This window comes from Serinicoccus sp. JS2-9, assembly GCF_059025165.1.
In genome coordinates this window covers 1,177,188-1,189,886 of the sequence record NZ_CM180091.1, presented here as the reverse complement: position 1 = coordinate 1,189,886, position 12,699 = coordinate 1,177,188, and the positions used below count along the sequence as shown (strand labels likewise).

Below are 12,699 nucleotides of genomic sequence, written 5' to 3'. Positions count from 1 at the left end.
CTGTCATGCCGATGAGCGGATGTTGGCTGAGCCCGTCAAATCGCCGAACAGGAGTGGCTAGGGTGGCCGCTCGTCGGGGATATGTGGGTATCGACCAGGGCAGTACGGCTTCGGCCGGGGGTGGGCTGCCAGAGATACTTCGTCAGAGGTGCACGGGCCGCTCGATGTCAAAGATCCAGGCCCGTGGGATGCTTCCGTGCCGGCCGAGTGCGGCCGGACGGCTGGCGAGGATCTCCATCCAGCGTTCGGCCCGGTAAAGGGGAGCGATCTGAAGCGCGGCTGCCGTCAGACGTCTCAGAGCGGGTAGGTCAGCAAAGTCCTGCCAGCCTTCGAGGTAGGCATCGAAGAGGTCGTGGATGCTGGGATGGTCCAGGTCGAGCAGGCCGCTGTCAGCCACCTGCAGCTTGTGCTGGTGGATCACCTCCCAGGTCAGCATCACGAGGGACTCGAACGGGTGGGACCACAACGACTCACCGAAGTCGAAGAAGCGATAACCCTGGCCGCCGGAACGCGGCACGAACACGTTGCGGGGGAACAGGTCGTTGTGATCAAGAGCGTGCGGGACGGGCCCGTGCTGCAGACACCTAGCTGCCTCCTCGACGACGTCCACGCCGGCTTGGAGCCGGGTGAGCTCCTGATCGTCGATGTGCCGCGGGTCGCCTGGTGGGGTTGCCGCCATCGCGGTCGCCACCTGCCTCAGCGTCTGCCCGGCGGTGGCAGGTGAGCGGTCCGGCAGTCCCACAGCAGCCAGATCTTCCCCGTGGCCGAGGGTCGCGCGTTGGAGGTGTGCGTAGCTGCGCAGCATCGACCGAATGGCCTCACGGTCCATGCCGCGCAGCTCGGGGTAGCGATCCTGCAGCACCTGACCGCCATCCGGGGTCAGCAACCAGCCACGGTCGACATCCCACGCCACCGGGGCGTCCACCTGCTCCGGTGCAAGGATGGCCAGCTTGGCCTGGACAGGACCCTCGGGCGTCAGGGACGGGGTGTTCTCCTTGAACCAAAACGTGGTGTCCCGGCTCCGAGCGCGCCAGACCGTGGACCAGGCCTCGGTGCGGACATGCTCCAGAGGGGGCAGCGATCCTCCTGTCACCGCGCAGACCCACTGGTGGACGTCGCTCTGCCAGGCGGTGTCTCGCATGCCTGTGACCGTGCCACAAGGAAAGGTGGCCAAGCCACCGGTTATCGCCCCTGAAGCCCGACCACAGAAAACGGGTGGAATGCCTGGGGTGGAGGCGAAAGGATCGCCATATGACCCATCCCCAGGTAGTCCGGCGCCGGTCGACGGTCGACGGAGCAACCATGCGGGCGATCCGACGTCCAGATGGCCACTGGTTCGTACGACTACCAGCAGAGCACCCGAGCGCGTGGCCAGCGCTGGTGGACGCAGCAACCAAGGACGGATGCGGCACGCTGATCCTTTCTCGTCCAGCTGACCAGGACGAGACCTACAACCGTGCCCTGCGACGCGCCGGCTTCCTACCAGTGAGAACCGAAAGGCTCTGGCGGCTCCAGGTCGCAGCGATCCCCACCATCCCGGTTCGCACTGAGCACCGGATCGTCTCTGTCACCGAACTGGATCCCCAGGCCGTGGCTGTCCTCGACAACACCATCAGGGACGACATCCCCGGGACCAGCGGCTGGGCCGGCACCGGCGCGCAACTGACCGAATCGTTGGACGACCCCGACTTCGACCCCGCTCTCTACCTCGTCGCTCGACATCCTCGAACAGGCACTCTCGATGGGCTCATTCGCGTCTGGAACCGTCACCCCGAACCACGCCTCGGATGCATCGGGGTCACCACCCCGTGGCGCAGGACCAGTCTGGCCCTAGCGCTGCTGCAGAACATCGCGGTCACCTTGCAGGCAAGGGGCGTAACTCACATCACAGCCGAAACCGACCAGTCCAACCGGAACTCGCACCTGATAGCCCTCAACCACGGAGGGGCAGAATTGGACAGTACTATCGAATGGCAGAGACCTGGCCACTCCCCATAAGCCATCCCAGCCACAACAGGCGCAAAGAGATAGCGGCAATTGCACTCTACTGCCGCGGAGCGTAGGACGCACGCTATGCCGGGGCCCGACCTCATCGGTTCTCCTGATTGGCGGTCCAGAGGCCGAAGGAGGTTCCGGTCGGGTCTCTATAGATGCCGAACCAGCGATCGTCGCCACCTAGCTCAGTCCGACGACGCTGGATCGTCCCTCCGTTCTGAGCGATGGCAACGAAAGCAGCCTCGAGGTCGTCGACCTCGAAGTAGATGCGGGTGCCGCCTGTTGAGGGCTTGACCGGCTCGAGCGAACGCTGCAGCCCTCCAATGGCCACGCTGTCAGCCTTGATGATCCAGTAGTCCGCTCCCAGCGACGTATCCGCGAAGGCTGGCTCGAACGTCCACGCCCACAGGCCGCTGTGGAAGTCTTGAAATCGCTCGGGTTCCGCTGTCTCGATCTCCCACCAGACGATTCCGCTCATCCCTGGATGCTAGCCAGACGAGCCGTGACCGGGCGTCGGAGTATCCCGCGAGGGGCTACGACCGCCATCCGCTCTTGCCGCGCGTCGCGCGGTCACAGTTGCAGATGGATTCGCAACGCTTCGTCGACCGCGGCCATGAGGCGGTGCGACACCCGGCCTACCGCAGAACCGACCCGCTCGACGGCGACGGAGCGCACCTGCTCCGCCTGGGCCTTGGAGTCCACCCGCAGTCCTGTCTCGTCGGCTGGCAGCAACACCTGGAACGGGAAGATCCGCTCCACGTTGCTGGTCACGGGCACGACGGTGACTACTCCACGACCGAGTCGTTCAGCCATGGTGTTCGCCCGATCATTGCTGACGAGCACCGCGGGCCGCCGCTTGTTGGCCTCGCTGCCGCGCACCGGATCCAGATCGACGAGAAGGATCTCACCGCGCAGCATCGGTCAGCCCGTCCGAGGACGTTGACGCCCACGCGTCTTCGTCCCCTGCGACGGCCCACTCCTCCCAGGCGGCGGCATAGGCCGCCTCCAGCTGCGGGTCTTGCAGGCGGCGGATGGCCTGCTGGACGGCAGCGGACCTCGACTCGAGGCCAGCTTCTTCGACGTAACGGTCGAGGGCCGCGAGGTCTTGCTCGCTCAGACTCACACTCACCTTCATGCATCGATGCTACCCGAGTAGGATGGTATTTACTACCTCAGTAGCAGCATCCGGTCATGCCGCACTGAGCGTGGTCCGCACGCTCCTGCCGCACTGAGCGTGGTCCGCACGCTCCTGCCGCACTGAGCGTGGTCCGCACGCTACTGCCGCACCAGCCGGTGTCGACAGCTGGGCCGTACGTCGCACTACGCATCGGAAGGCGGTTGAACGTCCGAACGGGACTCGCTATGCGCGGACCACAGGTACATACTGGGATATGACCCTCCACCCCGGATACGCGCTAGCGGCTGACGACTCCCTCGAGGAGTTGGACATGGGTGGCGGCTCCGTGCTTTCCATGAAGGTCACCGCGCGCGAGTCCAACGGCCTCCTCACTGTGATCGCTGGGCTCGTCGAGACCGGAGGGCCGCCGCGGCACGTGCACGAGGCGGAGGATGAAGTCGTCATCTGCCTCGAAGGTTTGCTGAACTACGAAGTCGGTGACCGGAGCGGAGCGCTTCACCCCGGCGGCCTAGTGTGGTTTCCGCGACACGTCCCCCATGCCGTGGCCAATCTCGCCGGCGCACCCTGCAGGTTCATTACGGTCGTGACACCCGGTGGAATCGAGGACTTCTTCCGCGCCCAGCGTGACTACCTGTCGGGGTTGGACAGCCAGAATCCCTTTGATCCCGATGCCTTCGGCCAGGTGCCCGGCAGCGAGACACGAACCATCGTCGGGCCGCCACTAGGTTGAAAAATTGCGCCCCTAGCCAGTGCGAGCGCTCCGTGTGCACGGCAGCCCGGCGCTCCGCACACGAACTGAGGAAACAGTCATCGCACCGTCGCCCAGGCGAGGAATGACCGGACAGCCGCCGACAACTCACCAAAAGACGCTCGGCGATGATCTGAACACCGAGTCACCGCCGACCCAGATCACGTTCCACTCCACAGGCCGCCGGGGACGGCCCGAGCGCACAACGTCTCGCCATTCACCGTCCGGACGACCAGCAGCTTCCGGGGAGTCCACGCCACCAAGTCCCATCCGGTCATGCCGCGGTCCGGACTTAAGGGTTCTCTGGATTTGCTGTCCACAGACCGAAGGAGGTTCCGGTCGGGTCCCTGTAGATGCCGAACCAGCGATCGTCTCCGCCCAGCTCTGTCCTGTGACGCTCGATCGTCCCACCGTTCTCAGCGATCGAAACGAAGGCAGCCTCGAGGTCATCGATCTCGAAGTAGATGCGGGTACCGCCGCTCGAGGGCTGGGTCGACTCGAGCGAGCGCTGCAGCCCTCCAAGGGTCACGCCGTCAGCCTTGATGATCCAGTAGTCCGCGCCGAGTGACGTGTCCGCGAAGGCTGGCTCGAACGCCCAGCTCCAGAGCGCGGTGTGGAAACTCTGGAAACGCTCGGGGTCCGCTGTCTCGATCTCCCACCACACGATTCCGTTCATCCTGCGAGGCTAGCCAGAAGCGCCTCGACCAGGCATCGGAGTGCCCCCGGCCGGCTCGCGCCAGCATCCGCACATGCCGCACTGAGCGTGGTCCGCACGCTACTGCCGCACTGAGGACGCTAGCCTGCGGCGCGTCCGACATTGCCGCTCCGGTCGGTGTCTCGAAGGTCCAGGTTTCCGCGGCGGTTGGTGGGGTGGCCGCGTGCTGTTCTTACACCCGGGCCTTCAGTGGGCGGGCGTGGTCGTGGACCTTGTCAAGGTGGGGCAAGTGCCTGGCGCGTCCGGCCCGAACCCCGTTGGCGATGACGAGGACCTCGGCCAGCTCGTGGATGAGTACGACGGCTGCCAGGCCGAGGACGCCGAAGAGGGCCAGCGGGATCAGGACCGCGATCAGGGCCAGGGACAGCACGACGTTCTGCAGCATGATGGCCCGGGTGCGGCGGGCGTGGTCGAACGCGAACGGCAGCAGGCGCAGGTCATCACCCATGAGGGCGACGTCGGCGGTCTCGATCGCGACGTCGGTGCCCATGGCGCCCATCGCGACGCCGACGTCTGCGGTGGCCAGCGCGGGAGCGTCGTTGACGCCGTCGCCGACCATGGCGGTGGGTCCGTGGGCGCGCAGCCCGGTGACTACCGTGGACTTGTCCTCGGGGCGCAGGTCGGCGTGCACCTGCTCGATGCCGGCCTGTTCGCCCAGGGCCGCGGCGGTGACCTGGTTGTCGCCGGTGAGCATGGCCACGGTGTAGCCGTGGTCGCGGAACCGGGAGATGACCTCGGTCGCCTCCGGCCGCAGCTCGTCCCGGACGGCGATGGCGCCAACCGGGTGGCCGTCGACCTCGACCACGACCGCGGTCGCGCCGGCCTGTTGCATACCGGTCACGGCCGAGGAGAGGTGACCGGGCTCGATCCAGGTGGGCCGGCCCAACCGGACCCGCGCGCCGTCGACGGTGCCGACCAGCCCGGCGCCGACGACCGCCTCCACGTCCTGCGCGGCGGGGACCTGGTCGGTGGCGGCCAGGATGGCGGCGGCGAGCGGGTGCTCGCTGCGGGCCTCCAGCGCGGCCGCCCACGCCAGCACCTGGCCTTGGTCGTGGCCCGGTGCGGTGGCGACGTCGATCACGGCCGGCCGGTTGCGGGTCAGCGTGCCGGTCTTGTCCAGGGCGACGGTGCTCACCCTGCCTAGGGCCTCCATCGCGGCGCCGCCCTTGACCAGGATCCCGCGGCGGCTGGCCGCGCCGATCGAGGCGACCGCGGTGACCGGCACGGAGATCGCCAGGGCGCAGGGAGAGGCCGCCACGACCATGACCAGGGCGCGGTGCACCCAGACCGAGGGGTCACCCAGCAGGGCCCCGAGCAGGACCGTCAAGACTGCGGCGACCAGGATGCCGGGCACCAGCGGGCCGGCGACCCGGTCGGCCAGCCGCTGGGTGGCGCCGCGGCGGGACTGCTCGGCCTCCACCACGTGCACGATGCGGGCCAGGGAGTTGTCCTGCGCGGTGGAGGTGACCTCGACCTCGAGGGCGCCGGTGCCGTTGATCGACCCGGCGAAGACGTCCTGACCAGGTCCGGTCTCCACCGGCATGGACTCGCCGGTGATCGCCGAGGTGTCCAGGCTGCTGCGGCCGGTCCGCACCCTCCCGTCGGTCGCCAGCCGCTCCCCCGGCCGGACCACCATGACGTCCCCGATCACCAGCTGTCCGGGGTCGACCAGGAGCTCGCGGCCGCCGCGCAGCACGGTCGCCTCCTTGGGCACCAGGTCCAGCAGGGCCCGCAGGCCGTGCCGGGTCCGGGCCAGGGAGTACTCCTCCAGGCCCTCGCTGAGGGAGAACAGGAACGCCAGCGCGGCGGCCTCCTCCACCTGCCCCAGCAGGGTCGCCCCGACGGCGCCGATCGTCATCAGCAGGCCGACACCCAGCTTGCCGCGCGCCAGTCGTCGCAGCGCACCCGGGACGAACGTGGACCCGCCCACCAGCAGCGCCGCGGCAGCCAGCACCAGCTCCGCGATCGCCCAACCCGCGAGCCCGGCGAGTAACCCGGCCCCCAGGAATGCACCGGAGAGCAGACCCAGCTGTACCTCGCGCACCTGCCAGAGCCGGGTGACCGGCTCCTCGACCTCACCACCGCCGGTGGGAGGCGGCGGGGCGATCTCGCACCCGCACGCGTCCACGAGGACCTCCCGCTGCGGGGTCTCCTGGCCGCTCACACCCCCTCCTCCTGCCCGGCGTGGGTTCGCAGCTGGTCCGGGGCGGGATTGCCTTCGGTCCCGACGCCGTAGTTCGGGCACAGGGCCACCGCGTACCCCGAGGAGGCGAGCAGCCGCTCCGCGGCGTCGAGGACGCCCAGCAACTCGGGCGCACTGGTCAGCGAGAACATCGAGGCGCGGCCTTCTGGCCGGGACACGACCAGGCCGCAGTCGCGCAGGCACGCCAGGTGCGCGCTCACCGTCGACTGCGCCAGCCCCAGATGCTCTGTGAGGTCCCGGACGCGGTGCTCGCCCAGGGTCAGGTGCTGCAGGATCGCCAGCCGGGAAGGGTCCGACAGGCCGTGGAACAGCGCCGCCGCCACCACCAGCCCGTCACTCCCTGCAGGCGCCGCCGGCACGCTCATGCCGTCCGATGTCATCGTCATCCGGCGATAATAGCGCACCTTGCGGGGTCGGTGCCGGCACCCCTCATTGTTCTGGCCCAGCAGACCTCGCCACATAGCAGTCACGGTTCAACTCCCGCCCGTTAGCCATACGTCGCCACCGGGCCCACCGCCGGAGCGCTTGCGGGCTGCTCGGGATGCACTCATCTGCCGCGCTGAGCGTGGTCCGCACGCTACTGCCGCACTGAGCGTGGCCGCACGCTACTGCCGCCAGGAGGACGCTAGCCTGCGGCGCGTCCGACATTGCCGCTGTGAACGCGTAGCGTCCGACCATGCCGCCGGTCGATCGCGTCAGCGAGGGAGAGCGGGCAGATACCGTCACAGTGTCCTGGTGCCCATGCGAGGGGCGGCTACCTTGGTCGTTCTCCTTGCCCGCGGAGCCCCGGCCTCGTGAGAGTGACGTCTAGTTCATTTGGGCGGCTGGGGGACGGTCTCGATCTCGCCCACGATTTCGATACCGAGCTCCGTCGCGTCTTTGGTGATCCAGCCGAGGGCGGCGCTGTTCAAGAAGCGCGCGCCGTCGATGTTCTCCACCGCGCGGGGACTGCCGGGGCGCGAGTTCCAACCGTTGACCGCGTTGCCCCCGGAGTAGCCTGCCTTCTTGGCGAACGCCGAGATTTCCTTGCTTGACGCCCCGCGATGCTCCTCGGCGTTGAGGCGACCGATGGCTCCGAGGTAGGTCACCCAGGCCATTTGCTGCTCGGTTTCGGAACCCTTGGGGTCGGGGGTGAACGGCGGCTCGTCGTGCAAGGGGTCGTAAGCAATCGGCCCGTCCGGTGTGGCCGAAGCCGCGAAGGAGACGTTGTTGGACAGCTCGTCTAGCGTGCTGATGAACGCCTCCGCCGCAGCTCGAACTGCCTTGATCAGCACGTCATTGGTGTCACTGATGGGGTTCATTCTGGTCTCCTGATGGTGAGTGTCGGCTGGTGCTGGTACGTACACAGTATGTGCCACGGCAGGTGCAGTGCAAGTGCATAGCAGATGCCAATGTCCAGATCTAGGGGCGACGGGCCTTGCCACCGCGACTTCACCCCCCACAAGAGCCACGCCGGCCGTGCCCTCCTGACTAGTCCGGTCGGGTACAAGTGAGTCACGCTTTGTGGACGTCCAGGCCAACCGATGCGCAACACTGTCCGGCTAGCCACTCGCGAGCACGCCCGACCTGAGCTCCACATCCTGTACTGCCGCAGGTCGCTCGGCGTGAGCACCAGTCTGGGTCGGCACACCAAGGGGCGCCTGGTTCCCACGGACTGACTCGTGAAGTTGCGCCCGCGTGGCCTGCCGACCTGTGCTGTCGGTACTCGGGCAGACTGAGCGGGTGCTCTTGACCGTGGCGACGACGCACCAGCCGGCGACTGATCTGGGTTACCTGTTGCATAAGCACCCTGACCGGGTGCAGCACTTCGAGCAGTCGTTCGGCACCGCAACGGTCTTCTACCCCGAAGCGAGCGATGAGAGGTGCACGGTCGCCCTCGTGCTGGACGTCGACCCAGTCCGGTTGGCGCGCTCCCGCGGCAAGGGCTCTCCGGACTTCAGCCTGGCCCAGTACGTCAACGACCGTCCATACGCGGCGTCCTCGTTGCTCGCCGTCGCGTTGGGACGGGTTTTCAGCACCGCCCGCAGCGGGCGAGGCGGCTCCCGACAAGATCTGGCGGACCGACCGATCCCGTTGGAGGTCAACATCCCGGTTCTGCCGTGCCGTGGCGGGCCCCCCATCGCGCACCGCCTTTTCGAGCCACTGGGTTGGACCGTGGAGGCGCTGCCTGTCCCGCTGGATGACGATTTCCCTGAGTGGGGAAGCTCTAGGTATGTCCGGCTTCGCCTCACTGGCGAGGTGCGTCTGGCCGACACGCTCAATCAGTTGCACGTCCTCCTGCCGGTGCTGGATGAGTCGAAGCACTACTGGCAGGGGCCCGATGAGGTGGACAAGCTGATGCGCTCGGGCGAGGCGTGGCTACCGACCCACCCTGAGAGGGATCTGATCACGCGCCGATACCTTGGTCGGGCCGGCGCCCTGAGGCGTGTGGCCCTGACTCGCCTGGCTGAACTCGGGGACGACCTTGTCGAGGTGGTGGAGCCGGTCGAGGACGAGGAGGTGCGGCAGCCGGAGGAGAAGCGCCTGCCGCTGAACGCGCAGCGGCACGCCGCGGTCCACCAGGTGCTGCTCGACGCTGGGGCACAGTCGGTCATCGATCTGGGCTGCGGTTCGGGCCAGTTCCTCGACCAGCTGCTCCAGACCGGGGCCTTCACCCGGGTCGCTGGGTCGGACGTGTCAGCACGGTCGCTGCAGCATGCCGCCGCACGCCTGCGGCTGGAGCAGATGAGCGAGCGGCAGGCCGAACGGATCCAGCTGTTCCACAGCGCCCTGACCTACGAGGACGACCGGTTCGCCGGGTTCGACGCCGCTGTGCTGATGGAGGTCATCGAGCACGTCGACCCCTCGCGGCTGGAGGCGCTGGAACGGGTTGTGTGGGGCGCCGCCCGGCCCCGGCTCGTCGTGGTGACGACCCCGAACAGTGAGTACAACGTCCGGTACGAAGGGTTGGTGGGGATGCGGCACCCTGACCACCGGTTCGAGTGGACCCGCTCGGAGTTCTCCGACTGGTCGGAGCATGTTGCCACCACGTACGGCTACATGGTGGAGCGCCGCGGCATCGGAGAGGTCGACGAGACACTCGGTGCCCCGACCCAGATGGCGATCTTCACCGAGAAGGAGGGCCGTGATGACTGATGTCTCGGATGGGCTCTCGGTCACCGTGCCGGCCATGGGCCTGGTCGTGCTGATCGGCGTGTCAGGCAGCGGGAAGTCGACGTTCGCCCGCACACACTTCAAACCGACCGAGGTCCTCTCCAGCGACTTCTGCCGGGGCCTGGTCGCCGACGACGAGAACGACCAGTCAGCCACCCCGGATGCGTTCGACGTGCTGCACTACATCGTCGGCACCCGGTTGCGTCGCGGCCTGCTGACCGTGGTCGACGCCACCAACGTGCAACGGGCCGCCCGAGCCTCGCTCATCACGCTCGCCAAGAGCCACGACGTCCTCGTGGACGCCATCGTGCTGGACGTGCCCGAGTCGGTCGCGGTCGAACGCAACGCGGCACGGCCAGACCGGGACTTCGGCCGCCACGTCATCGCCCGCCAGCACCGGGACCTCCAGCGGTCCCTGAGCAAGCTCAACAAGGAGGGGTTCCGGCGGGTCCACGTCCTGCGCGGCACCGAGCAGGTCGACGCGGTCCGGATCGTGCGTGAGCGCCCGTGGAACGACCGCACGGACCTGCACGGCCCCTTCGACATCATCGGCGACGTCCACGGCTGCGCCTCGGAGCTGCGGAGCCTGCTCACCAAGCTGGGCTGGACCATCACGCTGGACGAGACCGGTGTGGCGATCGGAGCCTCCCACCCGGAAGGCCGGCAGGCCGTCTTCGTCGGTGACCTGGTCGACCGGGGCCCGGACACGGTCGGCGTGCTGCGCCTGGTCATGGGCATGGTCGCCTCCGGCGACGCGCTCTGCGTGTCCGGCAACCACGAGGCCAAGCTGCTGCGCGCCCTGCGCGGGTCAAAGGTGACCATCTCCCACGGCCTGGCCGAGTCACTCGCCCAGCTCGAGGACGAGCCCGAAGACTTCCGGGCCCGGACGCTGAGCTTCCTCGATGGGCTCATCAGCCACTACGTCCTCGACGAGGCGAAGCTCGTGGTCGCCCACGCCGGGCTGAAGGAGGCCTACCACGGCCGGTCCTCAGGGCGGGTCCGCGCCTTCGCGCTCTACGGCGACACCACCGGGGAGACCGACGAGTACGGCCTACCCGTGCGCTACCCCTGGGCGCAGGAGTACCGCGGCCAAGCCATGGTCGTCTACGGCCACACCCCAGTCCCCGAAGCGGAGTGGGTCAACAACACCATCTGCCTGGACACCGGCGTCGTCTTCGGCGGCGCGCTCACCGCGCTGCGTTACCCCGAGCGCCAGATCGTGTCTGTGCCGGCCGAGCAGCAGTGGTACGAGCCGGTCCGACCGCTCACACCCGCCGCCGGTGACCGCGAGCCCACGGTGCTGCGGATCGGCGACGTCGCCGGCACCCGCTGGCTGGAGACCACTCACGCCGGCAAGGTCAAGATCCCCGAGGAGAACGCCGCCGCCGCACTGGAGGTGATGAGCCGGTTCGCCGTCGACCCGCGCTGGCTGATCTACCTGCCCCCCACGATGTCGCCGGTCGCCACCTCCACGAGGGAGGGGTTCCTGGAGCACCCCGAGCAAGCGTTCGAGGAGTACGCCGGCTGGGGCGTCACGCGCGTCGTGTGCGAGGAGAAGCACATGGGCTCACGCGCCATCGCGGTCATCGCCCAGGACGCTCAGTCCGCCGAACGGCGCTTCGGCGTCAGCGACGGCACCACCGGCGCCCTCTACACCCGCACGGGACGGCCCTTCTTCGCGGACACCACCGAGCTCCTCGAACGCCTCCGCCTCTCGGCCCAGCCGCTGTTCGAGTCGCTGGACACGGACTGGCTCGCCCTCGACTGCGAACTCCTCCCCTGGTCAGCCAAAGCGCTCGACCTCATCAAGACCCAGTACGCATCCGTCGGGGCGGCCGCCACCCACGCCCTGCCCGAAGCCCTCACCGTCCTCAAGCAAGCCGCAGCACGCGGGCTGGACGTCGAGGCCCTCACCCAACAGACAGAGCGCCGCCTCGCCAACGCCGAGAAGTTCCGGGAGGCTTATGCCGCCTACGTGCGACCGACGCAGGGCCTGGACGGCGTCACGCTGGCTCCCTTCCAGATCCTCGCCGCAGAGGGACGCGCCCTGGCGCTGACCGAACCGCACGAGTGGCACCTCGCCGAACTCGCCAAGCTGGACGGCGACCTCATCACCCCGACCCTTCACCGCTACGTCGACCTTGCCTCCAGGCAGGAGCGCGAAGAAGCGACCCGCTGGTGGAACGACCTGACCGCCGGCGGCGGAGAAGGAATGGTCGTCAAACCGGCCCACCTCACCGATGCCTCGGTCCAACCCGGCATCAAGGTCCGAGGCAGGGAGTACCTGCGCATCATCTACGGACCCGACTACACCGACTCGCTCTCACTCCTGCGCGACCGGAATCTGGGGAAGAAACGCCAACTAGCCCGCCGCGAGCACGGCCTCGGACTCGAAGCCCTGACAGCCTTCATCGACCGCGCCCCACTCTGGAAAGTTCACCAAGCGGTATTCAGCGTCCTCGCCCTGGAGTCCGAGCCCGTCGACCCAAGACTCTGATACAGCGCAACCATAATTTGCAGGGAAGCGCTGCGCCCGAAGTATGTCGGAAAACCGCCCATACTGAACCTCCTCATCGTCAGCAGAGACGCACTGTATTGCCGCACTGAGCGTGGTCCGCACGCTACTGCCGCACTGAGCGTGGTCCGCACGCTACTGCCGCACTGAGCGTGGTCCGCACGCTACTGCCGCACTGAGCGTGGTCCGCACGCTACTGCCGCACTGAGCGTGGTCCGCACGCTACTGCCGC

At 68.0% G+C, this 12,699-nt stretch carries 12 protein-coding genes; 4 read left to right on the top strand and 8 right to left on the bottom strand.

The window, feature by feature from the left end; genetic code table 11:
* Positions 1 to 142: 142 nt before the first annotated feature.
* Complete coding sequence (locus tag AC5PYY_RS05915; RefSeq protein WP_493898856.1) at positions 143 to 925, bottom strand: aminoglycoside phosphotransferase/kinase family protein; 783 nt, start codon at positions 923 to 925, stop codon at positions 143 to 145.
* A gap of 326 nt (positions 926 to 1,251) precedes the next feature.
* Between AC5PYY_RS05915 and AC5PYY_RS05910 the strand changes: the two genes are divergently transcribed.
* The gene (locus tag AC5PYY_RS05910; protein WP_493898855.1) at positions 1,252 to 1,998 is read left to right on the top strand and encodes a GNAT family protein; all 747 of its coding nucleotides are present in this window, start codon (positions 1,252 to 1,254) and stop codon (positions 1,996 to 1,998) included.
* Positions 1,999 to 2,089: 91 nt separating this feature from the next.
* Here the strand turns inward: AC5PYY_RS05910 and AC5PYY_RS05905 are convergent, their stop codons facing one another.
* From AC5PYY_RS05905 to AC5PYY_RS05895, 3 genes are all read right to left on the bottom strand, one after another.
* Positions 2,090 to 2,473: a VOC family protein gene (locus AC5PYY_RS05905; protein WP_493896383.1), complete on the bottom strand. Its 384-nt coding sequence runs from the start codon at positions 2,471 to 2,473 to the stop codon at positions 2,090 to 2,092.
* A gap of 92 nt (positions 2,474 to 2,565) precedes the next feature.
* Positions 2,566 to 2,913 carry a type II toxin-antitoxin system PemK/MazF family toxin gene (locus AC5PYY_RS05900; protein WP_114928882.1) on the bottom strand — a complete coding sequence of 116 codons (348 nt, stop codon included), beginning with the start codon at positions 2,911 to 2,913 and terminating at the stop codon, positions 2,566 to 2,568.
* On the bottom strand, positions 2,900 to 3,130 hold the full coding sequence (locus tag AC5PYY_RS05895; RefSeq protein WP_188430346.1) for a ribbon-helix-helix domain-containing protein: 231 nt from the start codon (positions 3,128 to 3,130) through the stop codon (positions 2,900 to 2,902). The genes AC5PYY_RS05900 and AC5PYY_RS05895 overlap by 14 nt, the downstream gene beginning before the upstream one ends.
* Before the next feature lie 313 nt (positions 3,131 to 3,443).
* On the opposite strand from AC5PYY_RS05895, the gene AC5PYY_RS05890 reads away from it, so the two are divergent.
* A complete protein-coding gene (locus tag AC5PYY_RS05890; RefSeq protein ID WP_493896388.1) occupies positions 3,444 to 3,863 on the top strand; it encodes a cupin domain-containing protein in 420 nt (139 codons plus the stop codon).
* A 310-nt stretch (positions 3,864 to 4,173) separates the two neighbouring features.
* Here AC5PYY_RS05890 and AC5PYY_RS05885 read toward each other — a convergent pair whose 3' ends face one another.
* The 4 genes from AC5PYY_RS05885 to AC5PYY_RS05870 all read right to left on the bottom strand — a co-directional run bounded on the left by AC5PYY_RS05885 (position 4,174) and on the right by AC5PYY_RS05870 (position 8,100).
* Complete coding sequence (locus AC5PYY_RS05885; protein WP_204142038.1) at positions 4,174 to 4,557, bottom strand: VOC family protein; 384 nt, start codon at positions 4,555 to 4,557, stop codon at positions 4,174 to 4,176.
* Between the two features lie 211 nt (positions 4,558 to 4,768).
* Positions 4,769 to 6,760 (bottom strand): heavy metal translocating P-type ATPase, encoded by a 1,992-nt coding sequence (locus AC5PYY_RS05880; RefSeq protein ID WP_348647747.1) that lies wholly within the window; start codon positions 6,758 to 6,760, stop codon positions 4,769 to 4,771.
* Entirely contained in the window at positions 6,757 to 7,179 is a 423-nt protein-coding gene (locus tag AC5PYY_RS05875; protein WP_143785162.1) for an ArsR/SmtB family transcription factor, read from the bottom strand. Before AC5PYY_RS05875 ends, AC5PYY_RS05880 begins: the two co-directional genes overlap by 4 nt.
* Before the next feature lie 432 nt (positions 7,180 to 7,611).
* Positions 7,612 to 8,100 carry a hypothetical protein gene (locus tag AC5PYY_RS05870; protein ID WP_493898854.1) on the bottom strand — a complete coding sequence of 163 codons (489 nt, stop codon included), beginning with the start codon at positions 8,098 to 8,100 and terminating at the stop codon, positions 7,612 to 7,614.
* A gap of 421 nt (positions 8,101 to 8,521) precedes the next feature.
* On the opposite strand from AC5PYY_RS05870, the gene AC5PYY_RS05865 reads away from it, so the two are divergent.
* Both AC5PYY_RS05865 and AC5PYY_RS05860 read left to right on the top strand, forming a co-directional pair.
* Entirely contained in the window at positions 8,522 to 9,934 is a 1,413-nt protein-coding gene (locus AC5PYY_RS05865; protein WP_493898853.1) for a 3' terminal RNA ribose 2'-O-methyltransferase Hen1, read from the top strand.
* Complete coding sequence (locus AC5PYY_RS05860; protein ID WP_493898852.1) at positions 9,927 to 12,449, top strand: polynucleotide kinase-phosphatase; 2,523 nt, start codon at positions 9,927 to 9,929, stop codon at positions 12,447 to 12,449. Before AC5PYY_RS05865 ends, AC5PYY_RS05860 begins: the two co-directional genes overlap by 8 nt.
* Positions 12,450 to 12,699: the final 250 nt, after the last annotated feature.

Coding starts and splice junctions, on each gene's coding strand:
- AC5PYY_RS05885 (WP_204142038.1), bottom strand. CDS start 4,557: ATGAACGGAATCGTGTGGTGGGAGATCGAGACAGCGGACCCCGAGCGT.
- AC5PYY_RS05890 (WP_493896388.1), top strand. CDS start 3,444: ATGGGTGGCGGCTCCGTGCTTTCCATGAAGGTCACCGCGCGCGAGTCC.
- AC5PYY_RS05900 (WP_114928882.1), bottom strand. CDS start 2,913: ATGCTGCGCGGTGAGATCCTTCTCGTCGATCTGGATCCGGTGCGCGGC.
- AC5PYY_RS05870 (WP_493898854.1), bottom strand. CDS start 8,100: ATGAACCCCATCAGTGACACCAATGACGTGCTGATCAAGGCAGTTCGA.
- AC5PYY_RS05875 (WP_143785162.1), bottom strand. CDS start 7,179: ATGACATCGGACGGCATGAGCGTGCCGGCGGCGCCTGCAGGGAGTGAC.
- AC5PYY_RS05910 (WP_493898855.1), top strand. CDS start 1,252: ATGACCCATCCCCAGGTAGTCCGGCGCCGGTCGACGGTCGACGGAGCA.
- AC5PYY_RS05860 (WP_493898852.1), top strand. CDS start 9,927: ATGACTGATGTCTCGGATGGGCTCTCGGTCACCGTGCCGGCCATGGGC.
- AC5PYY_RS05905 (WP_493896383.1), bottom strand. CDS start 2,473: ATGAGCGGAATCGTCTGGTGGGAGATCGAGACAGCGGAACCCGAGCGA.
- AC5PYY_RS05895 (WP_188430346.1), bottom strand. CDS start 3,130: ATGAAGGTGAGTGTGAGTCTGAGCGAGCAAGACCTCGCGGCCCTCGAC.